Origin of the sequence: Streptomyces sp. NPDC088197, from assembly GCF_044741185.1 — a bacterium.
Lineage (GTDB): Bacteria > Actinomycetota > Actinomycetes > Streptomycetales > Streptomycetaceae > Actinacidiphila.
The window spans coordinates 30,274-55,807 of the sequence record NZ_JBIUSD010000015.1 but is presented as its reverse complement, the minus strand read 5'-3'; the positions used below and the strand labels follow the sequence as shown (position 1 = coordinate 55,807).

Sequence of the window (25,534 nt, the reverse complement as noted above, 5' to 3'; positions counted from 1 at the left end):
GTCCCGCGGCGCGTGCCGCCTCAGTCCAGCAGCGCGGAGATCGCCGCCGCCGCCACGGGGCGCGAGTAGTGCCAGCCCTGGCCCGTGTCGCAGCCGATCCGCCGCAGGCGCTCCGCCTGCTCCGCGTTCTCCACGCACTCCGCCGTCACCGTCAGACCGAGCCGGTGGGCCAGTTCGACCAGCGCCTCGACGATCGTCTCGTCGGCCGGGTTGGGGTGTTCCGCGGAGCGGAAGCCCTGCACGAAGGAGCCGTCCAGCTTCAGGGCCGAGACCGGGAGGCGGCTCATGTAGGCGAGGTTGGAGTAACCGGTGCCGAAGTCGTCGATGGCGATCCGTACGCCCATCTCGTCCAGGGCGTGCAGCGCCTGGAGGGGGCGGCCGGCGGAGCCCATCACGGCGGACTCGGTGAGTTCCAACTGGAGCAGCCGCGGCGGCAGACCGGTGTCGGCGAGGATCGCGGCGACGTCGGCGACCAGGTCGGAGTCCCAGACCTGGCGTACGGCCACGTTGACACTGACCACCAACGGCGCCTCGGGGTGGGCCAGTTGCCAGGCGCGGGCCTGGCGGCAGGACTCGGCGAGCACCCAGCGGCCGAGCTGGACGATGGAGCCGTCCTCCTCGGCGAGACCGATGAAGCGGTTGGGCGCCAGCCGCCCGAAGTGCGGGTGCTCCCAGCGCACCAGCGCCTCGACACCGCGCAGCTCGCCCGAGTCGAGGGCGACCAACGGCTGGTAGTCCAGGACGAATTCGCCGCGCTCGACGGCCTGCCGCAGCGTACGGGACAGGGCCTGACGGGTCATCCGGTGCTCGTTGCGCTCCGGGTCGAAGAGCGTCCAGCGCGCCTTGCCGTCGGCCTTGGCCCAGTACAGCGTGGTGTCGGCGGCCTGCATCAGACCGGTGGCCGACGTGCCCGCCGCCTCCCGTTCGACCACGCCGATGCTGGCGGAGACCGCGAGCCGGTGGCCGCCCACGTCGAACGGCGGCTGGAGCGCGGCCAGTACGGCCTCGGCCAGATCCGTCGCCTGCCCTGTACCGGTGGAGTCCCGTACCAGCAGGGCGAATTCGTCGCCGCCGAGCCGCGCCACCAGGTGCCCGCCGGGCTCGGCGCAGGCCAGCAGGCGACGGCCCACGGCGGCCAGCAGTTCGTCGCCGACGCGGTGGCCGAGCGTGTCGTTGACCGCCTTGAAGCCGTCCAGGTCCAGATAGCACAGGCCGATCCGGCCGGTCCGGCTGCCGTGGTCGCCGACGGCGGCCGACAGCCGCTCGAAGAACAGCGCGCGGTTGGGCAGTCTGCTGACCGGGTCGTGCATGCGCAGGTGCCGCAGCTCCTCGCGCAGGGTGTCCCGCTCGCCGACGTCCTCGACGGACAGCAGCAGCGGGCGCGCGCCGGTGCGCGAGAGCGTGATCTCGGCGTGCACGGTGCTGCCGTCCGGCCGGGTGATGCCGCGCGTGCAGCGCAGCCGTTCGCGGCGGCCGGTGAGCACGTCGTGGAAGGCGGCGCGGGCGTGCCGGTCGCCGCTCAGGCCGAGGAGCGCGGCGGCGCCCGTGGCGCTCATCCGCTCGGGCGAGGCGCCCAGCAGCGCGCCGAGCGCGCCGTTGGCCTCCAGGACCGTGCCGTCGGGGGCGAGCAGCGCCATCGCGGTCTGGGCGATGGCGAAGGCGGCCCGGTAGTCGCGCAGGTCGGCGTCGCCCGGCCGCGCGGCCGTACTTCCCTGCCCCGCCGTCCGTCCGGCCGGCTGCGGTTCCCCGCCGCCGCCGGAGTGTGGGGCAGAGGTGTGACTGTGCGTGATGACTTGTGCTGTGCTTTCGGGCTCGACACCTGGGCCGCCCGAGGGTCCGCCCATGGCCCGCTCCCCGCTTCGCGCTCGTCTCGATCGCGATCATATGGGCTGGCGGAGTTGGTGTTCCAGCGCCCTGGTGGTGATTCTCCGCACGTGTGCTGACGGATCGACCGAACGTGTCCGAACGGATCGCTCATGTGATCGCATCCCTGGGGACATTACGCACCGTAGTGACCGCTGTGCGACGCCCGTACGCCTCCCGCACACCGCCCGGCTGGAGCAGTCGGACAGGACATATCGTCACATTCCATAGCAATGTGGGGGAGGTGTCCCGAACGGGTTCACGAATCCTCCCCGGAGGTCCATGTGCGGCGGTCAGCCAGCTCGTCAGGCTCCTCAGGCGTCTCGATAGGCGTACCGCCCCGCGCGCGGCGGCGTGTCCTGCGCTCCGCCGCGGCGGCGCTCAGCGTCTTCAGCGCCGTGGTCGCCTGGACGCTGACGACCGGCCCCGCCGCGTCCGCCGCCGTCGGCAGCGCCTGCCTCCTGCCGCGCACCGGCGCCCACCACTCCGAGGGCGTCGACACCTGGGAGAGCGGCTACACCCGGCCGACCGGCCACATGAAGGCCCTCATGGTCTTCCTCGACTTCCCCGGCACCGCGCCCGACCTCACCACCCAGCAGGTCGCCGCCGACCACTTCCCGGCCACCACCCGCTTCTTCGACCGCGCCTCGTACGGCCGCTTCGACCTCGGCGTCCACCCCGTCACCCGCTGGCTGCGCATGCCGCGCCCGGCCACCGACTACGCGATCAGCCGCGACTGGAACGCCGCCGACCGCACCGCCTACCTGCGCGACGCCATCGCCGCCGCCGACCCGGTGGTCGACTTCCACGGCTACGACGTCGTCTACCTCGTCGCCGACCCCGACGCGCCCGGCGTCGACTCCGACGCCACCAAGGTCGTCAACCTCTCCACCCCGATCACCGTCGACGGCACCCCGCTGCGCCGGCTCGTCACCGTCTTCGAACGGCACCCGCCGGACCGCAACGTGCTCGCCCACGAGACCGGCCACGTCTTCGACCTGCCCGACCTGTACTACCGGCCGCCCGCGGGCAGCAACGCCGACTGGGACACCCACGTCGGCGACTGGGACCTGATGGGCAGCCAGTTCGGCCTCGCGCCCGACCCCTTCGCCTGGCACAAGTGGAAGCTCGGCTGGATCACCTCCGACCAGGTCGGCTGCGTCACCCGCGCGGGCACCACCTACCAGGACCTCAGCCCCGACGAGACCCCCGGCGGCACCAAGCTGATCGTCGTACGCACCGGGCCCGACACCGCCCTCGCCATCGAGGCGCGCACCGCCACCGGCAACGACCACGCCGCCTGCCGCCAGGGCATCCTGCTCTACAAGGTGCGCTCCGACATCGAGTCGGGCGACGGACCCATCGCGGTGATCGACGGCCACCCCCACACCTCCGCGTGCCGGGCCACCTCCGTCTACCCGCCGCTGGCCGACGCGCCGCTGGGCGTGGGGGAGTCCTACGCCGTACCCGACGGCTCCACCCGCGTGACGGTCTCCGCCCACAATTCGGACGGCACCTGGACGGTCAAGATCGTCGAGGGGTCGCCCGTCGGCGACGACACCGGCCACAGGAGCTAACGCCATGGCCTCCACCAAGGGGTCTGGACCGCGCCGCCCGGCCACGACGGGGTCGGGGCCGCGCCGGCTGACCCGGACCGGACTGCGCTGCACCGCGCTCTTCGCGCTCGGGCTGCTCGCCGTCGGCAGCACCGTCTCCGCGGGCCCGCGCACCCCCGCGCTCAACGCCTCGCCGCCGCCCGCCGCCCGGCCCTGCGCCCTGCGGGCCGTCCCCGGCGTCGCCATGTCCGAGGGCTTCCCCGACAGCTCCAGCCGCGGCCCCAACGCCGAATTCGCCCCCTCCACCGGCACCCTGCACGCCCTGACCCTGCTGATCGACTTCCCCGACGCGCCCGCCCAGTACAGCGCCGCCGACCGCTACGGCGAGTTCTTCCCCGCGGTCAAGAAGTGGTACGCCGTCAGCTCGTACGGCCGCCTCGACTACGAGTCCACGCCGGTGCTGCGCTACATACGGATGCCGCGGCCCTTCAGCGCGTACGGGATCGGCCGCGGCTACGGCTGGGACGCCCACACCGAGATGATGCGCGACCTGCTCAAGGTCGCCGACCACTCCATCGACTTCCGCGGCTACGACCTGGTCAACATCCTCGTCACCCCCAACGCGGGGCCGCCCGCCGACGAGGCGGTGCTCTCGGTCACCTGGACCGGCGCGTCCGCCGCGACCACCGACGACGGCGCCCACCTCGACAAGGTCTCCCTCATCTACGGCCACGACCAGTCGGGCCCGCGCGTCCTCAGCCACGAGAACGGCCACGCGCTCGGCCTGCCCGACCTCTACGCCGCCGACGACTTCCCGCGCACCGACACACTCGCCGGGCAGTGGGACAGCATGTCCCTCGACTGGGGACTGCAGGGCGACCTGTTCGCCTGGCACAAGTGGAAGCTCGGCTGGCTCGACGACAGCCAGATCGCCTGCGTCACCGGCCGCACCGACACGACCTACGAACTCGGCGCCGTCGAGATCCCCGGCGGACGCAAAGCCGTCGTGATCCCGTACAGCCGCACCGGGGTCTTCGTCCTGGAGGCCAGGCAGCAGCTCGGCAACGACAAGGACGCGTGCCGCGCGGGTGTGCTCGCCTACCGGGTCCGCACCGACGTCGACTCGGGCAAGGGCCCGGTGACCGTCGTGGACGCCCATCCCCGCACCTCCGCCTGCGACTTCAGCAGCGGCGCCTTCAACTCCCTGAACGACGCGCCCTTCAGCGTCGGCGAGGGCTCCACCGACAAGGCGTCCGGGCTGACCTTCAAGGTGCTGGGAAGGACAGCGGCGGGCGCGTGGAAGATCCACGTCACCCGCCGCTGATCAGGCGTCAGAGACCGTGCTCAGTCCAGCAGTTCGGCGTTGAGCGTGATCGTCGTGCCCGCGAGCGCCTTGCTGACCGGGCAGTTCTCCTTGGCGCCCTGCGCCGCCGCCTCGAAGTCACCGGCGGAGATGCCGGGGACACGCGCCTTCACCGTCAAGACGATGCCGGTGATGCCCTCACCCGGCTGGAAGGTCACGTCGGCCTGCGTCTGCACCGACTCGGGCGGGGTGCCCGCGCCCGCCAGACCGTGCGAGAGCGCCATCGAGAAGCAGGAGGAGTGGGCCGCGGCGATCAGCTCCTCGGGGCTGGTCTTGCCGTTCGCCTCCTCCGCGCGGGAGGCCCACGTCACGTCGTACGAGCCGACGCCCGAGGTGTCGAGCGAGACGGTCCCGGCGCCGCCCATCAGCGGGCCCTTCCACTGGGTCGTCGCGGTGCGGGTGGTTGCCATGGTGAAGCCTCCAAGAGGTACCGACGGATGGCGGGAACGCCTCCTGAACGCTACCTCGCGCGCGCCACGATCAGCGCGCGGGGAAGCTGTATGTCCAGCCCTGCGCGTCGAGCCTGTCCAGCAGCCGCGACAGCGCCCGCACCGTCTGGGCGCGGTCGCCGCCGCCGTCGTGCATCAGCACGATGGAGCCGGGGCGCAGTTGACGGTCGATGTTCGCCAGCACCTTGGCGGTGCCGGGCCGCTCCCAGTCGCGGGAGTCCACCGTCCAGCCCAGCGGGCGCAGCCCGTGGCCGGCGGCGATGTGACGGATCGTCGGGGTGAAGTCGCCGCCGGGCGCCCGGTAGTACCAGAGCTTCGCGCCGGCGCCCGCGGCTTTGGTTATCTCGCGCTGCGCGTCGACTATCTCGTGCGTGTTGTACGCCGCGGACCTGCTGCTCTGCCGCTCGTTGTGGTGCACGGAGTGGTCGCACAGCCGGTGGCCCGCCGTGGTGATCTGCCGGACCAGGTCGGGGTGGGCGGCGGCGTTGGGGCCGATCTCGCAGAAGGTCGCCTTCGCGTGGTGCGCGGCCAGCAGAGCCAGGACCTGCGGGGTCCAGCGCGGGTCGGGGCCGTCGTCGAAGGTCAGCGCGACGGACCTGCCGCCGTCCTCGGTGGAGTGCTGGATCGACTCGCCGGCCGGGGCGCCGGTGGCGGGGCTCCCCGAGGGGTCGGCGGGACCGGCCGAGGGCTCCAGGGGCCCGGTCGGCTGCCCGGGGACCGTCTGCGACGGGACGGTCCCGGACGGATCGGTGGGCACGGGACCCGTCCGCGACGGATCGGTCGGTGCGGGACCGTTCTGCGCGGGACCCGGTCCGGACGGCTGCGAGCCGGACGGATCGCCCGGCGGAGAGGTCCGCTGGGACGGGATGCCCGCGGCCGGGCCGGACGCCTCACCCGACGCGGTCGAGGACGGCGCGCGCGAGGAGGCCCGCGCGTCGTCCGCCCCGCTCGCCGCGGCCCCGCCGTGCTGTGTGCCGCACGCCGCGAGCGCGGTCCCGGCGAGCGCCGCGGTGGCCACCGCGGCGGCGGTCCGCCGTACGGCCGTGCGGCTCAACATCCCAGATCGTCCGGTTTTGTACGTCATGCGGACCACCGTAAACATGCTCCGAACGGGTGATGCAAGGCCCCCCGCCCCGCGCCCGGCCCCGGGGAACCCGCCCCGCGCCCCCGCGAATCCGGCCGCGCACCCCCCCGCGACCCGCCGCGCGGCACGGTCAGCGGCGACGTACCAACGGGAAAGGCAGCGTCTCACGGATCGTCCGGCCCGTGAGGAACATCACCAGCCGGTCCACCCCGATCCCCAGCCCGCCGGTCGGCGGCATCGCGTACTCCAGCGCCGTCAGGAAGTCCTCGTCCAGCTCCATCGCCTCCGGGTCGCCGCCCGCCGCCAGCAGCGACTGCCGGGTCAGCCGGGCCCGCTGCTCCACCGGATCGGTCAGCTCGGTGTACGCCGTGCCCAGCTCCGTGCCGTACGCCACCAGGTCCCAGCGCTCGGCCAGCCGCGGATCGGTGCGGTGCTGCCTGGTCAGCGGCGAGACCTCGGCCGGGAAGTCCTTGTAGAAGCACGGCGTGGTGGTGCGCTCCTCCACCAGCCGCTCGTACATCTCCAGCGCCACGTCGGCCGGGCCGTCCTCCGGGCCGTACGGCACCCCCGCCCGGTCGCACAGCGCGCGCAGCCGCGCCAGCGGCGTCCCCGCGTCGACCTCCTCGCCCAGCGCCAGCGAGATCGCCCCGAACACCGTCCGCACCGGCCACCGCCCCGACAGGTCGACCTCCGCGCCGTCCGGCCGCCGGGCCGTCTGCCCGCCGTTCGCCGCGACGGCCGCCGCCTGGATCAGCTCCCGCGCCAGATCGAGCATCACGTCGTAGTCCGCGAACGCCTGATACGCCTCCAGCATCGTGAACTCGGGGTTGTGCTTGTACGACACACCCTCGTTGCGGAAGGTCCTGCCCAGCTCGAAGACCCGCTCCACCCCGCCGACGCACAGCCGCTTCAGATACAGCTCGGGCGCGATCCGCAGATACAGGTCGAGGTCGTAGGCGTTGATGTGCGTGGTGAACGGGCGGGCGTTCGCGCCGCCGTGCACCGGCTGGAGCATCGGCGTCTCGACCTCCAGGAAGCCGCGGTCGGCCAGCGTCGTACGGACCGCGCCGACGGCCGCGCTGCGGGCGGTGAGCAGGGAACGCGCCTCGGGGGAGACCACCAGCGCCAGATAGCGCTGCCGCACCCGCGCCTCCGGGTCGGTCAGGCCGCGCCGCTTGTCCGGCAGCGGGTGCAGGCACTTGCCGGTCAGCGTCCAGGAGTACGCCTCCGCGGTCGGCTCACCGCCGCGGCTGACCGTCATCGCTCCCTCGACCCGGAGCAGGTCGCCGAGGTCCACGCCCGACTCGAACTCCCGCAGACCGTCCCGTCCGAGACGATCCCTGGTCAGCATGATCTGGAGGTCGCCCGACCAGTCCCGCAGCGTCACGAAGACGACCCCGCCGTGGTCGCGCACCCGCAGCACCCGGCCCGCGAGCGCCACCGCGCTGCCCGCCCCCGCCGTACGCGCCACCGCCAGCGTGTGCGTCGGCCCCGCGCTCACCGGATACGGGTCGACGCCGTCGCGCCGCATTCCCTCGACCTTGGCCAGGCGCACACGGACCTGCTCGGCGGGGCCGTGCGGGTCCGCGGGGGCGTGACGGCCGCGCTCGGCCGCGGCGGCCGTCACGCTCGCCGTCGTCATCCCCGCCGCCGTACCGCCCACCACGGCCGCCGTCGCACCGGCCACCGCCGTACCGCCCACCGCCCCCGCTCCCGTACCGCCCGCCGCGGACCGGCGGCGGCGCCGGAAGCGCAGGCTCGGGAGTTCCACGAAACCCTCGGCGATGCCCGAGGCCAGGCCGATCCTGGCCATGTCCTTGCCGTCGGCGTAACACAGGTACCGCGGGTACCAGTGCGGCTGGTACTTCACGTTCGAGCGGTACATCGCCTCAAGCTGCCACCAGCGGGAGAAGAACAGCAACAGCCGCCGCCACATCCGCAGGACGGGCCCCGCGCCGATCCGGGCGCCCTCCTCGAAAGCGGACCTGAACACCGCGAAGTTCAGCGAGACCCGCCGGACACCCAGCGCGCCCGCGCCCGCGGCCAGCTCGGTGACCATGAACTCCATGATCCCGTTGGGCGCCGTACGGTCCCGCCGCATCACGTCGAGCGACACCCCGTCGTGCCCCCACGGCACGAACGACAGCAGCGCGGTCACCCGCCCCTTGTCGTCCAGCGCCTCCACCAGCAGGCACTCGCCGTCCGCCGGGTCGCCGAGCCGCCCCAGCGCCATCGAGAAGCCGCGCTCGGTGTCGGTGTCCCGCCAGGCGTCCGCCAGCCGTTCGACCTCCCGCAGCTCCTCGGGCGACAGGTCGTGGTGCCGCCGGATGCGGGTGGTCGCCCCGGTCCGCCGCACCCGGTGCACCGCCTGCCGGATACCGCGCATCTCGCGGCCCGCCAGGTCGAAGTCCGTCACGTCGAGAATCGCCTCGTCGCCCAGCTCCAGCGCGCCGAGCCCCGCCCGCGCGTACGCCTTCGCGCCCTCCTCGCCCGCGCCCATCACCGCCGGCACCCAGCCGTACGCCCCCGCGTGCGCCAGCCACGCGTCGATCGCCGGACCCCACGCCTCCGGGTCGCCCAGCGGGTCACCGCTGGCCAGACAGACCCCCACCTCCACCCGGAACGTCACCGCGGACTTGCCGCTCGGCGAGAACACCACCGACTTGTCGCGCCGCGTCGCGAAGTAGCCCAACGAGTCCTTGTCCCCGTACCGCGCCAGCAGCGCGCGGATACGGTCCTCGTCGTCCCCCCGCAGCGCCGCCTCCATCCGCTGCGACCTGAACAGCGCCGCCGCCGCGCACAGCAGGGCCGCCGCGCCGAACAGGCCGAGCCAGAAATTCGTCCAGTACGGCGGCCTGCCGATGTCCGGCAGGTCGTTCACCCCGCCGACCACCTTGTTGACCGCCCACCGCAGCCGGTTCCCGCCCTCCAGCGTCCCCGGGAACAGCGTCAGCAGCCCCCACCCCAGCAGCACCCCGATCGCCAGCCCGCACACCAGCACCAGCAGCGCCCGCCAGAACGCCCCCTTGCGCACCCGCGCCGAGAACTCGCCCCGCGCGGCGATCACCGCGCCCAGCACCGTGCCCGTGATCAGCAGCGCCGGGATCGCGCTCCAGTCGCGCACCGCGATCAGCACCAGATTCGCCACCACGGTCAGACCGAGGAAGACCGCCACGATCCAGTACGCCACCCGTTTGCGGGCCGCCATCGCGCCGCCCAGCAGCACCAGGAACGCCGCGTACGCCAGATTCGGCGACGCCGGCACCGTCAGGATCTCCACCCACCGGCGCACCGGGTCCAGCAGGGGCCGCAACGGGGAGACGACGGCCAGGGTGGCGCAGAACAGGGCCAGAATCCCGAAGAATTCTCCGAACCAGCCCGGAATTCTGGGCGCCACCCGCCCCCACGCCACCTTCCCGGGCATCGGCTCCGCCTCTCCTCCCACGCACCTGGCGCCTTCAGCTTTCCCCAACCCGGCGTGACGCGCCTCCCCAGGCGTACGGCTCCGGGCTAGGGAGCACCGTCCTCAGGGGTGAGGAGGGTGCCGCGGTGGCGGAGACGGGGTCCGGTCAGGAACCCCTCGGCGATGGCATTGGCGGCAGCCACCCGCGGAAGGTCGGCTCTCCGCTCGAAGAGCACATAGCGGGCCTGCCAGCGCGGCGCGAACGCCGCGTAGCCCCGCTCGCGGGCGGCGACCTGCCCGAGGCGGGCGAGAAGCCGCAGCGGGGCGCGGCGCAGCCGCGAGGACAGGGCGCCGCGGAAGGCGGTGAAGTTGAGGGACACGCGGGTGACCGCGCCCAGCGGAGCCCTACCGGCGGCGGCGCGCAGCAGCACCTCGGTGAGGAGGAAATCCACCGGGGCCCGCCCGGACTCCCGGTCGCGCCGGATGAGGTCGAGGGTGAGCCCGTCGGGCCCCCAGGGCACGAACGTGACCATCGCGCAGGTCCGCCCGTGCGGATCGAGGCACTCCGCCAGGAGACAGTCCCCGTCGGCCGCGTCACCGAGCCGCCCGAGCGCCACGGAGAAGCCGCGCTCGGCGGGGTGCCGCCGCCACCTGTCGGCCAGATGCGCCAGCCGCCGCAGTTCGTCCGGGGCGATCTCCCGGTGCCTGCGCAGCACCACCGAGTAGCCCGCGCCGCCGAGCACCCCGTGCGCCTGCCGCAGCGCGCTCAGCTCGGCGGAGCCCGTATCGGCGAAGACGGCGGCGAAGGAGGCCGCCTCCACCACCGCCTCGTCACCGGACGGCAGCGCGCGGAAACCGGCCGCCTCGTACACCACGGCCGCCGCGGGCCCCGCGCTGGTGACGGCCGGGACCCAGGCGTGCCGCCGCGCCGTGTCCAGCCAGTGGTCGACGGCCCGCGGCCAGGCCGCCCGGTCGCCGACGAGGTCACCGGAGGCGAGCGCGACCCCGTTCACCACGCGGTAGAGGACGGCCGCGTCCCGCTCCGGGGTCCAGGACACCGCCTTGTCGCGGCGCAGCGCGAAGTAGCCGAGCGAGTCGCGCCGCCCGTACACCCGCAGCAGCGCCCGCAGCCGCCGCTCGTCTGCGGGCAGCAGCCGGTCCCGGCCGCGCGGCGAGCGGAAGAAGGCGAGCAGGATGAGCAGCATCAGCGCGACGCTCAGGACGTTGATCGCCAGGTCCGTCCAGCCGGGCACCCGGATCTCGGGCAGGTCGAAGAGACCGGACACCGTCAGCACCCGCACCAGCGTGTACCGCGTACTGGCCCCCCACTGGCGCGGCGGCAGCTCGTCCGTCGCGTGCACCAGCAGTGTGCCGAGGCCGATCGCCACCGCGCCGCCGACGACGAAGGTCGTCAGCCCCAGCGCCACATTGCCCCGCTCGCCGCGCACGTTGAACACCGTCCTGGACACCAGCAGCGCGAACAGCACCAGCCCGGTCACCCCCAGCGACACCCAGTTGAACGGATGCCCGCGCGTCACCGGCAGCGCCGCCACACCCGCCAGGCACAGCAGTGTGTATCCGCCGGTCAGCACGGTCGTGACGATCCAGGCGGCCCGCTTGCGGCGGCGCAGGCTCACCGACAGCACCAGCGCGAGCACCGCGCCGGTGAAACCGGGGCTGACCAGGAAGGCGGTGAAGAACTCGCCGTTCGAGGCGGCCCGCACCCGGTCGCGGAACGGCGCGATCACCCCGGTCACCGCGTTGACCGCGCACACCACCCGCAGATACCAGACGGTGAAGGCCGCACCCGGCTGCCGCAACGGCCGCAGCACGCGGGCCAGCAGCGTCTCGATCCTGGACGGCGGCAGCTCCACGATCGTCGGCCGCCGCGCGGGCTTGCGCGCGGGCGTCGTCGACGGCAGCGGCGCGCCCGCCACCGCGTCCATCATGGCCGTCTTCATCGCGACCATCCGCCGGTGGATCCGGTCCTCGCGCCGCTCGGCCCTGGCCATCCGGCGCGGCCGGGAGGTGTACCGCCAGCGCGCCCACGGACTGGCCGGGCGGGCCAGCCGCAGCGCGCCGACGATCGCCAGCACCGGCACCATCACCCCGAGCAGCCCCGTCCAGACCTTGCCCTTGGACAGGCACACCACCACGAAGCCGATCAGCACCCCGGCGCTCAGATACTGCTGGTACGACTCCCCGACGGCGAATCCGCCCAGCGGGGCCTGGCCGATCAGCAGCAGCCCGATCACCGACACCGCGAGGATCACCGCGTCGACCGACTGGCGGCCCTGCTCGCTCCAGTAGACGTCCTTCAGGTGCAGCACCAGCGCGAACTCGTCCAGCACCAGGCCGCAGCCGATCCCGAAGACCAGCGCGAGCACGTCGTGCACCGCCGGGCCGCCGCGTACGGCGAACGACCCGATGCCGCCGATCAGCATCATCGCCTGGCCGAACACCACATGGTGGATGTGCAGGCCGCCGGGCTGCACATTGCCCGGCCACCACTTCACCCCGCGCCGGATCATCCGCACGCTGAACCGGATGAACAGGAAGGAGCCGATCAGTCCGACCAGCAGCAGGAAGAGCGGCTCACGGCCGGTGTCCGCGATCCGCGTCCGGTACGCGTCGGCCAGCCAGTCCACCATGGCTCCAGGGTCGTCGTGGTGCGGGCCGTCGGCCACCCGGACGGCGCGTCCGCATGCCTGGACGTTCATACGAAGAAGGCCCCCCGCTTCCGCGAGGGGCCTTCGACCGTCTGTGCGCCGCCAGGGACTCGAACCCCGGACCCGCTGATTAAGAGTCAGCTGCTCTAACCAACTGAGCTAGCGGCGCCTGCTGACGTCGTAGACCTTAGCATCCGGCCACGGGGAGCGGAAATCGATATGACTCAGGCCGTTCCAGGGGTGCTGACCAGGGCGGGAACGGTCTTCGCGGGCGCCGACCTGGCCGCCCGCACGCACGCCCAGAGGACCACGTCCGCGCCCGGCAGCCAGGGGTGCCGGGTGTCGGGCGCCACCAGCCAGCGGGACAGCCCTGCCCCCGGATCGCAACCGGAGTCCTGGCCGGCCTCGGCGCCGTCCTGCGGCGCGTACAGCGGCGGTACGGTCACCGCGTCGCCGCTGCCGTGACAGAGCATCGGCGGCACCGCCTGGCCCCACTCCTCCCAGTCCAGCAGGTACGGGAGCCGCTGCGCCGTACCGGGCGCGACGAGCAGCAGCAGCCGGCCGCGGTGCACGGCCACCGGGCCGCTGCCGGGGCCCGACGCCCATAACTGCTCCAGGAGTCTGCGGCCGAACAGCGCCGACAGGTTCACCACGTCGAACGCCGTACCGCACGGCAGCACGCTCGGCGCCGTCGGACGGGCCGACCACAGCGCCCGCACGCTGCGCGGGAAGGCGCTGGCCGAGGCCAGCCACTCGGCGCCCTCCGGGGTGACGTACGACGTGTGCCGACGCCGCTGGGCTTCGGTGACGACCTCGGTGACGGCATGCGTCACGGCCGCGATGCTTCCGGTCCCTTGCCATTCGTCCATGGCATCTACAGGTACCGGCCGCTTCCGGCGCGGTCGGCGCAATCGGACGAATTCGGGACAGGAGGGTGGGAGAGGGGGTACCTTGCCGCGACGCATATGCGGGGCACGGTTGCGGCGGCCCCCGGCGGCGTGACAGTCACGGCAGCCGCCAGGGGAGCCGGAAGCGCCCGCGGACACGTCCTAGGGGGCGCCGCCGCCCGCGATCAGGCGCTAGGGGGCGCCGCCGCCCGCGATCAGGCCCTCGCCGTACTCGACCATCCGCTTCGCGTAGTCCTCGGTCCACCCCGCGCGCTCGGCCAGGCCCGCGTACGTCAGCCGGTCGAAGCGGCGCGGATCGGTGAGCTGCGCGGCGGCTATCGCCTGGAAGTCCGTGGCCCGGTCGGCGGCCGTACGGAAAGCCGTCGCCAGCTCCGTCGCCCGCGCCAGCATCCGCCCCGGATCGTCCATCGACTCCAGGTCGAAGAAGTGCTCCGGATCCTCCACCGTCGCGGCAGGCTCGAAGCTCAGCGACGCGGGCCGCCTGGGCCGCGGCGCCGCCTCCCGCGACCCACCGCCCTGCGCGTTCTGAGCCGACTGCGGCTCTGACATACGGCTACCTCCGGAATCGATCACGCACACCATTGTCCCGCGCCCACGCAAGACCCCCTCCATTCGGGTGAGCGACCGCGCTCACGGCCGCCAGCTCACCCGGTGTTCCGCGAGGTGCGCCAGGACCGCGTGGTTGGCCTCCCAGCCGTCGGGGAACTTGACCGTGACACCGAGCTGGACCGGTTCGGAGGACGGGTGCTCGTCGAGGAGTTCGGCCACGCCCGCGCGGCACACCACGATGCACGCGTGCCGGTGCCGGGAGGCCAGCACGCACAGCCGCCCGGTCTCCAGGTGGAACGCCGTGGCGTCGGGGCGGCCGGACAGCGGGTGCAGCACCACGGTCACGTCGAACTCGCGGCCCTGGAGACGGTTCGCGGTGTCCACCGTGACCCCGGCGACGCCGACGTCGGCCAGGGCGGCGCGCACCGCCGCCGCCTGGTCCCGGTGCGCGGTGCCGACCGCGATCCGGTCCGCGGTCAGCGCCGCCGGGCCGGGATCGGGCGCGGAGTACGTCAGACCCCCGCGGTCCAGCAGCCGCCGCACCACCGCGGCCACCGCGCGTACCGCCTCAGGGTCGGTGCGCGGGGTGTGCCGGGCGGGCAGCTCCAGCAGCCCCCAGCCGCTGGCCGCCGCCTCGTCCAGGACGCGGTCGGGCCCGCCGCCGTCGCCCGGCACCCCGAACACCAGCCGCCGGTCGCCGTGGTCCGTACCGCTCCTGAACGGGGTGTACGGGTAGAAGGCGCGCGACACCAGGGGCGCCGCCGACGCGGGCAGCCGCCAGGACACCGGCAGCCGGTGCTGCGGCAGCCCCGGATTGTGCGCGAGCAGCGTCACCACCGCGCTCGCCGACGGGTCGTAACTCAGCCCCGCCCACTGCTCCGCGCCGACCACGCTGAACGGGTCCAACTGCCCCGGGTCGCCCACGAACAGCGCCCGCTCGAAGAGCCCCGCCACTTGCAGCAGCGCGTCCGACCGCATCTGGTACGCCTCGTCCACGATGGCGTGCCGCCACGGCTCGGTGTCCTTCACGTACGCCCACTTCGCCGCGGTCGCGATCACCACCTCGCAGGCCCGCAGATCCGCCACCGAACTGGACTTCATCAGCGCCGGGTGCCGGTCGAGCGCCTTGTCGGGCGGCGACTCGGCGCCGTGCAACCGGCCCACCGGCAGGTCGGGCTCGGCGGTGGCGAGCCGGTCCGCGAGGTCGTCGACCTGCGCGTTGGTCTGCGCGACGATCATCAACGACTCGCCCGCCGCCGCCAGTTCGCGTGCCGCGCGCACCACGAGCGTCGACTTGCCCGCGCCGGGCGGCGAGTCGACCACGACCCCGCGGGCGGTGCCGTGCAGCGTGCTCTCCAGGATCGCGGCCGTCGCCTCGGCGGCGGCCCTGCCCGCGTCGAACCCGTCCTTTCTGTCCCACCTCTCCGGTACGTGTCCGTCCGTGTCCGGGCCGTCGGCTCGCACGGGCTGCGTCACAGGTAGTCCTCCGCGGTCACGGGGTCGGGCGGGTCAGCGGTCGGCGGTGTGCCGGGCGGCGTCCCGGCGTCGGGCGGGCCGCCGTGCGTCCACGGTGTCTGCTCCGGCTCCGGCAGCCCGGGGCCGCCGCGCGGATCGTGCTCGAAGAAGGTGAAGTCCACCCGGTCACCGGCCCCCGGCACCGACCCCTCCTTCGGCGTCCGCCCGCTCCCCATCCCCCCGGTGAGCCGCACCACCACCACGAACCGGCCTTCCGGCCCGGTCGCAGGACCGCCGTCCGGCGCGGTGGCGCCGCTGCCGTCCGGGGCCACCGAGACCACTTCGGCGCTCTGCGCGGACTTGGCGCCCGGCACGGAGCGGTACGCCTTGGTGCCGGGCTCGGCCTGGGGGAGGTCGTGGGTGCGGATGGTCAGGAGGGGGCGGGGCATGGGCCGCTTGCCCTCGGAGTACGTCATCTCGACGCCGATCACCTCGCCCGCGAACGCCTCGCCCGCCAGCCGCCTGGCCGCCATCGTCAGGGGGTCGTCCAGCGCCTCCTGCGCGGAGACCCGCGCCTGGGCCGTCTCGCGGCCCGCGAGCTTCTGCGCGGCGGCGATGGCGCCGTCCCGCTTGGGCTGCGGCGGCTCACCCGCGCGCAGCCGGTCGCGGTGCCCGGTGAACGACCAGCGGTCGCGCTTCCACCGGTCGGCCACATGCGCGCCCTCGGGCAGCGCCCGCAGCAGGTCGAGGCCGCGCCACACGTCGTCCCAGGTCGGCCGGAGCTGGGAGCCGACCAGCCGCCGTACCTCCGCCTCGGCCGCGGCCAGCTCCGCGGCGGCCCCGGCCGGGTCCGCCTCCGCCGCCGTACGCGCCGCGTCGTAGCGGGCCATCGCGGGGGCCAGCACACGGTTGTCGAAGACCGGGTCGGTCGCGGGACCCGCGGGCGGGCTCAGCAGCAGCCCGTCGGCGGCGCGGTCGGTCTGCGCGCGCTCGGCGGCGACCGCCCCGTCCAGCCCGTCCGGCGGGTCGATCCAGCCGAGCAGGCCGCCCAGGTGCTGGTCCTCCATCGAGCTCTGCCCGGTCGCCCAGTGCCGGGTCAGCAGCTCCGTCATGGCCACCAGCAGCGCGCTGCCCGGCGTACGCGCCCGCTCCCCGTAATGCGTCAGCCAGCGGCCGAGCAGCGGCACCGGCACCGGGACGGGGTGCGGCGCGTCCGGGTCCTCGACCGTCCGCAGGAAGCGCGTGGACCGGCCGAGCAGGCGGACGTACTCCAGCGCCGCGCTGTTCGGCACCACGATCTGCGGCGCGTCCGCGCAGACCTCCGACTCTCCCCCAGCCCGGCGGCTGGGAGGTGCCCCCACGCGGTTGCGGGTCGCGGGCTCCACCTCGACGTCGTCCGCGTACGCGTCCATCAACGGCAGTACGGCGCCCGCGAGTCCGGCGAAGAAGCCGAAGCGCAGCTCCCGGTCCAGCGGCTGCGGCACCACCAGCAGCTCGGGCGCCGCCCGGTCCGTGCCCACCATCGCGCCCAGCGGCGCGCCCGCCTCACCGGCCGTCGTCAACGGCACCAGCACCAGCGGCCGTTCGGCCAGGTGCCGGTGGCGTACGGTCGCCGCGGGCACGGCCCGGCCCGTCGCGACGGCCTCGGCCCGCGCGAGCGTGTTCATCAACGACATGCGGCACCGTCCCGTACGGCGGCGTCGTCCGGTGCCTGGTCCCGTACGGCCGCCTGGGCGGGCAGCGCGGGTGCCTCTTCCCGGGCGGACAGCGCCTCGGCCCGCAGGGCCGCCGCCCTGCGCAGGGCCGCCACCGCCGGGTCGGCCGGGTCACCGGCCTCACCGTGCGCGGCCGACAGCACCGCCTCCACCGTCGTCAGGGTGCCCAGCTCGCCGCGCAGACTGCGGCCGAGCGACTCCACGCAGCCGTCCGCCCGGGACCGGTCACGGCAGTGGTACGCCAGCTCGCAGGTCGACAGGCACTCGGGCGCGTACGCGGCGGGCACCGCGTCCACGGCGGCGGTCAGGTCGATCCGCGGGCGGGTCGGCGTACTGCCGTCCGCGCCGTACCGCAGGTCGAAGGTGGTGCCCTCGGGGAGGGCCGCCGCGATCTCCTCGATCCGGGTCAGCCGGGCCAACTGCCGCCGGGTGACCGAGAGCTGCTTGCGGACGTCGACCCACTCGGCGGTCGGCAGATTCGAGAAGTCCTTCGGGCAGACCAGCAGGACGTCGGGCCGGGTCCGGCCGGCCGCCACCTCGTCGAGCGCGAGCACGTACACCGCGGACTGCCGGGCCGCCGCGCCGACCTTCAGCGCGTCCGCGCCGCCGTCCAGGATCGGGAAGGACTTGATCTCCACCACCGTCCAGGACCCGTCGGGCCGCACCGCCACCGCGTCCGGCTCCAGATACGCCAGCGACCCCGCGACCTCGAGGGCCAGCAGCGGATGGTCGAGCAGCGTCCAGGAACCGGCCGGTGCCTCGGCGAGCGCCAGCCGCGTACGGGCCGCCCGGCCCTCGGGCCCCGCCGCCGACAGATCGGGGACCTCGGCGGACTCCGGAATCCCCGCCGCCGTCTCCGCCGCGCCCAGCAGCCGCAGCAACTCGGCGCAGCCGTCCCGTTTGACGCGGGCCTCGAAGGCGTGGCCGCGCGAGAAGGCGAAGCGGGACTGGCCGAACCGGGCGGGCGCGCCCAGCACTTCGGCGACCGCGCCCTTGTCGACCCCGGCGGCGTCCAGCAGCGCGCGGCGGCGGCAGCCGGGGTTGGCGGCCAGCGCGGCCAGCGCCCGTGCGTCGAGCGGCCGTGGCGCGGTGTCGGGGCCGCGCAGCGCGGCCAGCCGTTCCCGCAGCGAGTGGTGGTGGTGCGTAGTGCTCACCCGCGAAAGTGTGGCACTCGGCTACGACATCCGGCTCTGTCCGGCGTGTTCGCCCGCCGCACGCGGGTCGTCGGCGTCGTCCGGCCCGTCCGCGCCGGGCGGTACGGACACGGTCCGCGGCTTCGGTACGGAGGCGCCGCCACCGGGCGCCGGAATGCTCGCGGCGACACCGCTGACACCCGTGGCATGCGCGCCGTTGGACACCTGCGTGCCGTTGGACACGTGCGTGCCGTTGGAGACCTGCGCGGTATTGGAGACCTGCGCCGTATTGGCGACGTGCGCGGCGACCACCGCGGACGACGCACCGGACACCGGTTCCGTCTCCTCGGCCGTCTGCCTGCCCAGGGCTTCCTTCACGCGCGCCAGCAGCCGGTCGGCGACCCGCAGCGCGGGCTTCGCCAGCAGATAGCCCAGGCCCATCACGGCGACACCGGCCACCGCGTCCAGCAGATAGTGGTTGGCGGTGCCCATCACGACACACGCCGTCGTCACCGGGTAGAGCACGCCCAGGGTGCGCACCACCCTGTTCCGCCCGTAGCGCCACAGGATGATCCCGCACCACAGCGACCAGCCCACGTGGAGGCTGGGCATCGCCGCGTACTGGTTGGTGAGATGTCCCATACCGCGCGGCGCGCTCGCGTCGGTGCCCCACCAGCCGTAGGAGCCGTACTGCGCCATCGTGTCGATGAAGCCGTGCCCGCCGCCGATCAGCCGCGGCGGCGCGGTGGGCGCCACGGTGAAGCCGACCAGACCGATCAGCGTCGAGATCATCAGCCACGTGCGCGCCACCCGGTAGTGCGTCGGGCGGCGGCGCCACAGCCAGATCAGGATGCTCGGCGTCACCACATAGTGCAGCGACGCGTACGCGAAGTCCGCGGGCACGCCCAGGAAGGCGTGCTGCGTGAAGAGCTTGTTGAACCAGCGCTCCGGATCGATGTGCAGGAGCTGCTCGAAGTGCAGGATGTCCGCGCCGTGTTCGACGGCGTCGTCCACATCCCCCCTGACCAGCAGGCGGGCGCCGGAGTAGAGCGCGTAAATCACCGCGATGAGCGGCAGCTCGGTCCACCAGCGCAGCTTCCCCCGGTAGGCGGCGGCGCGCGGCGCGGTGGCGGTGATCGTCATGCGGGCGTCTCTCCAGGTTCTCCGAAGGCCGCGGGCGGGCGGTCATGGTCTTGGCGCGTACCCTCTACCGTACGACGTACGCTAAACGCCACGTACACCGGCCCAGAACTACGGAAGAAACTCCGACATCGTACGGTGTTCAACGTTCCGTAGCAGGGGTATGTGCAGTCGAGGACGCCCGGTCCGCTCTCCGGGTTGCCTTCCTCGGCGTATTCCTCGACGTGTTGGCGACGTTCCGGCCTCGGCGTACCCCGTCGCACGAGGCACCCCAGCGTGACTGTTGTACGACTGAAGTACGACTGAGTACGAGAAACAAGAGAATCGGATGTCCGTCACCCAGCCGGTCCGCTCCCCACGGCGCCGCGCTCCCCGCAACTCGCTCAACCCCGACCGTATCCTCGACGCCGCGATCACCCTCCTCGACCGCGAGGGCGCCGAGGCGTTCACCATGCGCGCGCTCGCCCAGGAACTCGGCGTCGGCACCATGGCGGTCTACTCCCACTTCCGGGGCAAGGACGAGATCAGCGACGCCGTGGCACAGCGTCTGATGGACACGATAGAGCTTCCGCCCACCGGCACGGGCGACCCGCGAGGTGAGCTGCGGGAGGTCTGCCGCGGCGTCTACGGGCTCTTCACCGAGCACCCCTCCGCGCTCCAGCTCCTCACCATCAGGCCGCTGCGCGGCGACGACGCCATAGCCGTCATCGACCGCATGCTCGACCTGCTCAGGCGCGCCGGGCTCGGCCGCGCCGACGCGGCCCACGCGCACGTGGCCCTGATGCAGTACACCGTCGGCTCCGCCCTGTGGAACACCCGGCGGGCCCGCGCCCTGTGCGAGGACGGGGTACGCGACCGGGTCCGCGCCAAGATCGACGCCCTGCCGCCCGACGTCTACCCCGCCCTCGTCAGCCTCGCGCCCGAACTCCTCTGCGCCCAGGACCAGGGGTCCGCGCAGTACGAATTCGGCCTCGAAGGGCTGCTGGAGGGTCTGCTCGGCGGCGGCCAGGGGCTCTGAGGGCGGGGACGGCGGGGCCGTGAGCGATGATGGGGGCCCGTTTCCTAGGAAAGGCACCGCCGCATGGCTCCGCGCATTCTTCTGGTCAGACACGGCCAGACGGAATGGTCCCTGTCCGGGCGGCACACCGGCCGTACCGACATCCCCCTCACCGAGGAGGGGCGGCGCACCGCCCGGATCCTCGGGGAGCGGCTCGCGCGCGGGCCCTGGAACGGACTTCCCGACGTCGAGGTCCGCACGAGTCCGCTGCTGCGGGCCGCCGAGACCTGTGACCTCACCGGTTTCGGCGGCGCCGCCAAGGAGTGGGACGCGCTGGTCGAGTGGGACTACGGCGACTACGAGGGCCTGACGCCCGCCCAGCTCCAGGACCTGCGGCCCGGCTTCACCATCTGGCGCGACGGCGTGCCGGGCGGCGAGGCGCTGGCCGAGGTCGCCGCGCGCGCCGACCAGGTCGTCTCCTGGGCGCGGTCCGCCGAGCGCGACGTCCTCGTCTTCGCCCACGGGCACTTCCTGCGCGTCCTCGGGGCCCGCTGGCTCGACCTCGCCCCGTCCTTCGCCGGCGCCCTCCGCCTCGACCCCGCCTCCCTGTCCATCCTCGGCTGGGCCTACGGCGCCCCGGCGATCGAGCGCTGGAACGACACCGGTCACTTGGCGTGAGGCCCTGACCGCGCCCCGCACCGTCCCCGCGCCGTCCCCTCCGCGTCCTCGGCTCAGGAGGCGGGCGTCGGCAGGGGGCGGTCCAGGAGGAAGGACCGCAGGAGGGCGGTGTAGAGGGCGGGCTGGTCGTGGGAGATGGCGTGGCCCGCGTCCTTGACGCGCACGAGGCGGGAGTCCGGGAGGGTCTGCCGGTACTCCTCGGTCACGGCGGGCTTGATGAAGTCGCAGCTTCCCCGCATGACCAGGGACGGAACGCGGATCGCGCGCAGCCTCGGGCGCGGGTCGGGGAGCTGCTCGAAGTCCTTGACGGTCATCTGGTTGCTGTAGAAGCCCTGGGGGTTGGCGTGCGCCTCCGAGGCCGCGGCGTCCGCGCAGGAGGTGGTGTCCTTGCCGAGCAGGGCCACCTCGTGCATCCAGTGGTCGAGTTCGCCGTCGCCCACCAGGGCGTGCGCGGCGCGCGCGTTGATCTGGAGCAGCAGACTGGCGGCGATCAGCCGCGGCTTGCTGTCCAGCCGGTCACGGGCCGCCCGCTGGGCCGGTGTCAGGTGGTCCCAGGGGTCCCCCGCCGCGGAGCCGGGGAATTCGTGGCCCCACAGCGCGCCGGGCGAGGTGAACACGGCCTTGGCGACGTGCGTGCCGTGCGCCAGCAGGTACTGGGCGGCCAGCGAACCGCCCCACGACTGGCCGACGACGATGATCCGGTCCGCCCCGATCGTGCGGCGGATCGCGTCGAGGTCCGCGACCTGGCGCGCCACCGTGTACCCGGTGACGTCGGAGAGCCGGGTGGAGCGTCCGGCGCCCACCTGGTCGTACGCGTAGACGTCGAAGCCGTCCGCGGCCAACTCCCGGCCGCCGGTGGGGATGCCCTCCGACGGGGTGCCGGGGCCGCCGTGCAGGAAGACGACCGGGGTCGGCCTCGGGGTGCCGACGGCGGGTGCGTGCACATAGGCGATCCGTGAGCCGGTCGGCAGATTCCAGAATCTGACGTCCGCCGGGACCGGGGCCGAGGCGGAGGTCGGCATCGGGCGGAAGACCGTACCGGCGGCGAGCGCGCAGACGCCGAGGAGCAGGACGCCGGTGAGGACGCAGGTCGCCCGCAGGCCGCCCTTGCCGAGCAGGGCGAACGCCCCTCGGCCGAGCGCCGCGGCCGTCCCCGCGGCGACCACCAGGCCGCACAGGGCGAGCAACGGGACGTTCGCGGTCGCGAACGCCGCCGCGAAGAAACCGGCGGTCGCGGTGACGGGCGTCAGCGCCACCGTGACGACGAGGAGGACGCCGCCGAATATGCGGCGGGCGAGCGGGGGAAGCGGGGGAAGTCTCAGTGCCATGCCGCCGAGGCTAGGTACGCGCGGGTCACCCGGTCGTCGTGCGCCCGGACGACCGGCGTTCGGCGAAATCCGCTGGTCGGCGGGGTCCCGACCCCCGCCGCGCGGCGGGGGGCCCGACCGGCCGCGGCGGCTCAGATCTGTCTCGTACGGGGGCGGGGGCGGCGGGCTCAGCCGGCTCCGGGGCGGGTCAGACCTGTCTTGTACGGGGGCTGCGGGCGGCGGATTCAGCCGGCTCCGGGGCGGACCAGACCCGTCTCGTACGCGGCGATCGTCGCCTGGACCCGGTCGCGTACGCCCAGCTTGCCGAGGACCACGGCGACGTGATCCTTGACGGTGGCCGGGCTGATGCCCAGGACGGCGGCGATCTCGGCGTTGGCCAGGCCGCGCGCCACGTGCCGCAGGACCTCGGTCTCGCGCGGGGTGAGGCGCGCCAGCCGCGCCGGGTCGGCGGGGACGGGCCCGGCGGCGTACCGCTCGATCAGCCGTCCGGTCACCGCGGGGTCGAGCAGGGCGGCCCCGCCGGCCACCACCCGCACGGCGTCCACGACCCGTTCCGGCTCGGCGTCCTTGAGCAGGAAGCCGACGGCCCCGGCGCGCAGCGCGGCGAACACGTACTCGTCGAGGTCGAAGCTGGTGAGCACGATGACACGGGTGGCGGGGGCGCCCGCGACGATCCGGGCCGTGGCGGCCAGACCGCCGGTGCCGGGCATCCTGATGTCCATCAGCGCGACGTCCGGGCGCAGTTCGAGGGCGAGCGCCACCGCCGACTCCCCGTCGTCGGCCTGGCCGACGACCGACAGGCCGGGCTCCGCGTCGACGATCGCCGCGATGCCCGCGCGTACGACCGCCTGGTCGTCGGCGACCGTCACCCTGATCGTGATGGGAACACCTCCGGCAGCCACACGCGCACCGCGTCGTCGTCGGTCCTGGTGAGCGTACCGCCCACCGCGTCGGCCACCGCCCGTACCCGGCGCAGGGCGCCGGGGCCGCCGGGCGGCGGCGCGGTGAGTTCGACACCCGCGTCCAGGCGCAGCACGGTGAGGGTCACGCCCTCGGCGAGCAGCAGCGCCGCGACCCGGTACGCGGCCACCCCCACGACGACGGTCACCGCCCGGTGCGGCCCCCGGTAGCGGACGGTCGCGCCGTACCGGCCCGCCAGCGCGGCGATCCCCGCCACCGTGGGCGGCGGAGTGCTCACGCCGTCCCGGCCGCGCAGGTCACGCAGGAGTTCGCGGAGCGCGCCCAGGGCCGCGCGCGCCTCGTCGAGAACGGTGTCGAGCCGTCCCGCGTCGGCCGCGTCCGCCACATTCGCCGCGTATTGCCGGGCGGTACGCAGCAGGCCCGCCGCGATCAGGCGGCGCTGGTCGCGTACGGCGGCGTCGGCGTCCCGTTCGAGCCGTTCCCGCCCCCGCGCCGCCACCGCCCCGCGCCGCTCCCGCCGCCGGGCGGCGGCCAGACCCAGCCACCACAGCGCGAACGACGGCACCGCCAGCAGCCCGGTCAGCGCCGCCCAGGCCGCCGTCCTGCTGCCGGTGATGCCGTCCGCGCTGGCCAGCGCGAGACCGCCGGTCACGGCCACCGCCACCGGCGCCATCAGCCCGCGCCGCACCGCCAGATACGCGCCCGCGCTGAAGACGAACGTCAGCTCGACCCACCAATAGACCAGGAAAATGTCACTGACCGGCGGCCGGGTCCACCCGGCCCTGTCGCACCCCCACCACAGCACCAGCGCCGACAGCACCGCCACCAGCCCCGCCCCCGGCGCCCGCGACCGCCACCCCAACGGCACCGCGTGCAGCCCGGACAGGACCACCACCGACACGCTCGGCAGCAGCCCGCGAAACGAGTCGGGCACGTCGTCCGAGAGCAGGCTCGCGCCGAGCGACAGCGCGACGGCCAGGACGACCAGCGCCCAGTCGAGCGCGGTGGGTCCCCGCCACAGGGGGCGGCGGCGGTCGGGTGTCCCGCCGGGTGTCCGGCCGGACGCTGCTTGTGCGACCGGGAGTTCGGCCCGCACCGTCCAGCCGGGGCCGTCCGGGCCGTAACGGAGCGTGCCCCCGGCGGCGGCCACGGTCGTCCGCAGACCGGCCAGGCCGTGGCCCGTGCCGAGGCGGGGTTCGAGCGCCGTGCCGCCGCTGTCGCCGACCGTGACCGTGACCACGTCGGGGGCGGCCTCGACGGCGATACGGATCGCCGAACCGCGGGCGTAGCGCGCCGCGTTGGTCAGGGCCTCGCGCACGACGCGGTACGCGAGGGCGGCGGTCGGCGCGGGGACCGCCGCGGCGGTGCACTCGTAATGGGCGCCGGCCTCGGCGGCGAGGGCCGCGACGGCGTCGAGGTCCGCCGCTCTTTCGTCCTCGTGGTCGGTGAGGACGTCGAGTTCCGCGATCGCCTGGCGGGCGGCGGTGCCCGCGTGGCGCAGCGCGGCCGCCGTGCGCTCGGGGTCGGCGAGGCGGTGCGCCGCCGCGGCGGAGACCACGATTGCCGTCAGGCGCTGGGCGGCGACATCGTGCAACTCGACCGCGAGCCGGTCGCGTTCCGCGAGGGCCGCGAAGCGGGGGATCTGGGGTGCGCCGGTACGGTACGCGGCCAGGGCCGAGCGCTCGGCGCGCCTGCGTTTCCGCGAGCGGCCCAGGGCCCATGCGACGGCCGCGGCGCCCGCCGCCACGAGGGCGGTGCCCGCGACGTTCCACGGCCTCAGGCCGGCCGCGGCGGCGGTGGCGGTGGCCATCGCGACGGCGCCGGCCGCGGCGGCGGCGGCGAGGCCGGCGGTGCGGTGGCTGGCGAGCAGGTGCAGCGTCAGCAGCGCCGCGGTGGACGCGGCGACTCCTGCGACGGTTCCACCGTCCACCGCCCCTCACCCCCTCCCCGCACCCTAACGAACCCGCCTCCGCCCTTCGTTGTCCTGCTTCCTTTTCCCGCCCGCCCACCCGTGCGGGTGTGTTGTCGTCTGCGGGTGCCGCTTGTGCCTGGTCGGTGCCGGTCCGGGGTACCTCCTCGAAATCCGTATCACCTGGCCTTTGCGCATCCGGCACCCGGCCGTCAACGTATTTCTGCGGGGGCACCCCGGCCCGTCCCCTCCCGGTCCGTCGGCGTCCGACGGTCCGGTGGGGGTGGCGGAGGGGGGTGGGTGGGTTCGGGTGCGTCGGCGTCCGCCTGCCGGCGGGGGTGGCCGGGGAGGGGGTGGGTGGGGCCGGGTACGTCGGCGGCTGACGGTCCGCTGTGGTGGTGGTGGAGGGGTGGG

The 25,534-nt window shown here is 74.3% G+C and carries 18 protein-coding genes and 1 tRNA gene; 4 read left to right on the top strand and 15 right to left on the bottom strand.

Features of this window, described 5'->3' with window-relative positions; translation table 11 throughout:
- Nucleotides 1-20: 20 nt before the first annotated feature.
- A complete protein-coding gene (locus ACIOC1_RS28725; RefSeq protein ID WP_391047035.1) occupies nucleotides 21-1,844 on the bottom strand; it encodes an EAL domain-containing protein in 1,824 nt (607 codons plus the stop codon).
- Nucleotides 1,845-2,096: 252 nt separating this feature from the next.
- Here ACIOC1_RS28725 and ACIOC1_RS28720 point away from each other — a divergent pair, with 252 nt between their 5' ends.
- Both ACIOC1_RS28720 and ACIOC1_RS28715 read left to right on the top strand, forming a co-directional pair.
- Nucleotides 2,097-3,440 carry a M6 family metalloprotease domain-containing protein gene (locus tag ACIOC1_RS28720; protein ID WP_391047032.1) on the top strand — a complete coding sequence of 448 codons (1,344 nt, stop codon included), beginning with the start codon at nucleotides 2,097-2,099 and terminating at the stop codon, nucleotides 3,438-3,440.
- Nucleotides 3,441-3,444: 4 nt separating this feature from the next.
- Nucleotides 3,445-4,743 (top strand): M6 family metalloprotease domain-containing protein, encoded by a 1,299-nt coding sequence (locus tag ACIOC1_RS28715; RefSeq protein ID WP_355343224.1) that lies wholly within the window; start codon nucleotides 3,445-3,447, stop codon nucleotides 4,741-4,743.
- Nucleotides 4,744-4,763: 20 nt separating this feature from the next.
- Here the strand turns inward: ACIOC1_RS28715 and ACIOC1_RS28710 are convergent, their stop codons facing one another.
- The 11 genes from ACIOC1_RS28710 to ACIOC1_RS28660 all read right to left on the bottom strand — a co-directional run bounded on the left by ACIOC1_RS28710 (nucleotide 4,764) and on the right by ACIOC1_RS28660 (nucleotide 19,290).
- Nucleotides 4,764-5,192 (bottom strand): OsmC family protein, encoded by a 429-nt coding sequence (locus tag ACIOC1_RS28710; RefSeq protein ID WP_355343227.1) that lies wholly within the window; start codon nucleotides 5,190-5,192, stop codon nucleotides 4,764-4,766.
- Between the two features lie 70 nt (nucleotides 5,193-5,262).
- Nucleotides 5,263-6,315: a polysaccharide deacetylase family protein gene (locus ACIOC1_RS28705; RefSeq protein ID WP_391047029.1), complete on the bottom strand. Its 1,053-nt coding sequence runs from the start codon at nucleotides 6,313-6,315 to the stop codon at nucleotides 5,263-5,265.
- 130 nt (nucleotides 6,316-6,445) lie between these two features.
- Nucleotides 6,446-9,739, bottom strand: a complete 3,294-nt coding sequence (gene lysX, locus ACIOC1_RS28700) for a bifunctional lysylphosphatidylglycerol synthetase/lysine--tRNA ligase LysX (protein ID WP_391047027.1) — start codon at nucleotides 9,737-9,739, stop codon at nucleotides 6,446-6,448.
- Between the two features lie 86 nt (nucleotides 9,740-9,825).
- Nucleotides 9,826-12,438 (bottom strand): phosphatidylglycerol lysyltransferase domain-containing protein, encoded by a 2,613-nt coding sequence (locus ACIOC1_RS28695; RefSeq protein ID WP_391047024.1) that lies wholly within the window; start codon nucleotides 12,436-12,438, stop codon nucleotides 9,826-9,828.
- A gap of 44 nt (nucleotides 12,439-12,482) precedes the next feature.
- Nucleotides 12,483-12,556: transfer RNA gene (locus ACIOC1_RS28690), tRNA-Lys, on the bottom strand.
- Nucleotides 12,557-12,611: 55 nt separating this feature from the next.
- Entirely contained in the window at nucleotides 12,612-13,220 is a 609-nt protein-coding gene (locus ACIOC1_RS28685; protein ID WP_391047021.1) for a bifunctional DNA primase/polymerase, read from the bottom strand.
- A 246-nt stretch (nucleotides 13,221-13,466) separates the two neighbouring features.
- A complete protein-coding gene (locus ACIOC1_RS28680; protein ID WP_355343241.1) occupies nucleotides 13,467-13,844 on the bottom strand; it encodes a hypothetical protein in 378 nt (125 codons plus the stop codon).
- A gap of 81 nt (nucleotides 13,845-13,925) precedes the next feature.
- Entirely contained in the window at nucleotides 13,926-15,206 is a 1,281-nt protein-coding gene (locus tag ACIOC1_RS28675) for an AAA domain-containing protein (protein ID WP_355343301.1), read from the bottom strand.
- 110 nt (nucleotides 15,207-15,316) lie between these two features.
- On the bottom strand, nucleotides 15,317-16,975 hold the full coding sequence (locus ACIOC1_RS28670) for a hypothetical protein (RefSeq protein ID WP_401856836.1): 1,659 nt from the start codon (nucleotides 16,973-16,975) through the stop codon (nucleotides 15,317-15,319).
- Nucleotides 16,966-18,168 carry a hypothetical protein gene (locus ACIOC1_RS28665; RefSeq protein ID WP_401304852.1) on the bottom strand — a complete coding sequence of 401 codons (1,203 nt, stop codon included), beginning with the start codon at nucleotides 18,166-18,168 and terminating at the stop codon, nucleotides 16,966-16,968. Before ACIOC1_RS28665 ends, ACIOC1_RS28670 begins: the two co-directional genes overlap by 10 nt.
- A gap of 21 nt (nucleotides 18,169-18,189) precedes the next feature.
- On the bottom strand, nucleotides 18,190-19,290 hold the full coding sequence (locus tag ACIOC1_RS28660; RefSeq protein WP_401856834.1) for a phosphatase PAP2 family protein: 1,101 nt from the start codon (nucleotides 19,288-19,290) through the stop codon (nucleotides 18,190-18,192).
- 325 nt (nucleotides 19,291-19,615) lie between these two features.
- Here ACIOC1_RS28660 and ACIOC1_RS28655 point away from each other — a divergent pair, with 325 nt between their 5' ends.
- Nucleotides 19,616-20,305, top strand: coding sequence for a TetR/AcrR family transcriptional regulator (locus ACIOC1_RS28655; protein WP_355343253.1), 690 nt, complete (start codon nucleotides 19,616-19,618; stop codon nucleotides 20,303-20,305).
- 63 nt (nucleotides 20,306-20,368) lie between these two features.
- A complete protein-coding gene (locus ACIOC1_RS28650) occupies nucleotides 20,369-20,962 on the top strand; it encodes a histidine phosphatase family protein (protein WP_391047011.1) in 594 nt (197 codons plus the stop codon).
- Between the two features lie 53 nt (nucleotides 20,963-21,015).
- On the opposite strand, the gene ACIOC1_RS28645 is transcribed toward ACIOC1_RS28650, so the two are convergent.
- The 3 genes from ACIOC1_RS28645 to ACIOC1_RS28635 form a co-directional block, all read right to left on the bottom strand.
- Entirely contained in the window at nucleotides 21,016-22,290 is a 1,275-nt protein-coding gene (locus ACIOC1_RS28645; protein WP_401856831.1) for an alpha/beta hydrolase, read from the bottom strand.
- Between the two features lie 224 nt (nucleotides 22,291-22,514).
- Nucleotides 22,515-23,159, bottom strand: a complete 645-nt coding sequence (locus ACIOC1_RS28640) for a response regulator (protein WP_391047006.1) — start codon at nucleotides 23,157-23,159, stop codon at nucleotides 22,515-22,517.
- A complete protein-coding gene (locus tag ACIOC1_RS28635) occupies nucleotides 23,156-25,141 on the bottom strand; it encodes a sensor histidine kinase (RefSeq protein ID WP_401856829.1) in 1,986 nt (661 codons plus the stop codon). The genes ACIOC1_RS28640 and ACIOC1_RS28635 overlap by 4 nt, the downstream gene beginning before the upstream one ends.
- Nucleotides 25,142-25,534 lie beyond the last annotated feature (393 nt).

Excerpts from the sequence above, each read along its gene's own strand:
- ACIOC1_RS28725 (WP_391047035.1), bottom strand. The coding sequence starts at position 1,844 with ATGGGCGGACCCTCGGGCGGCCCAGGTGTCGAGCCCGAAAGCACAGCA.
- ACIOC1_RS28720 (WP_391047032.1), top strand. The coding sequence starts at position 2,097 with ATGTGGGGGAGGTGTCCCGAACGGGTTCACGAATCCTCCCCGGAGGTC.
- ACIOC1_RS28715 (WP_355343224.1), top strand. The coding sequence starts at position 3,445 with ATGGCCTCCACCAAGGGGTCTGGACCGCGCCGCCCGGCCACGACGGGG.
- ACIOC1_RS28710 (WP_355343227.1), bottom strand. The coding sequence starts at position 5,192 with ATGGCAACCACCCGCACCGCGACGACCCAGTGGAAGGGCCCGCTGATG.
- ACIOC1_RS28705 (WP_391047029.1), bottom strand. The coding sequence starts at position 6,315 with ATGACGTACAAAACCGGACGATCTGGGATGTTGAGCCGCACGGCCGTA.
- lysX (WP_391047027.1), bottom strand. The coding sequence starts at position 9,739 with ATGCCCGGGAAGGTGGCGTGGGGGCGGGTGGCGCCCAGAATTCCGGGC.
- ACIOC1_RS28695 (WP_391047024.1), bottom strand. The coding sequence starts at position 12,438 with ATGAACGTCCAGGCATGCGGACGCGCCGTCCGGGTGGCCGACGGCCCG.
- ACIOC1_RS28680 (WP_355343241.1), bottom strand. The coding sequence starts at position 13,844 with ATGTCAGAGCCGCAGTCGGCTCAGAACGCGCAGGGCGGTGGGTCGCGG.
- ACIOC1_RS28670 (WP_401856836.1), bottom strand. The coding sequence starts at position 16,975 with ATGTCGTTGATGAACACGCTCGCGCGGGCCGAGGCCGTCGCGACGGGC.
- ACIOC1_RS28660 (WP_401856834.1), bottom strand. The coding sequence starts at position 19,290 with ATGACGATCACCGCCACCGCGCCGCGCGCCGCCGCCTACCGGGGGAAG.
- ACIOC1_RS28655 (WP_355343253.1), top strand. The coding sequence starts at position 19,616 with ATGTCCGTCACCCAGCCGGTCCGCTCCCCACGGCGCCGCGCTCCCCGC.
- ACIOC1_RS28650 (WP_391047011.1), top strand. The coding sequence starts at position 20,369 with ATGGCTCCGCGCATTCTTCTGGTCAGACACGGCCAGACGGAATGGTCC.
- ACIOC1_RS28645 (WP_401856831.1), bottom strand. The coding sequence starts at position 22,290 with ATGGCACTGAGACTTCCCCCGCTTCCCCCGCTCGCCCGCCGCATATTC.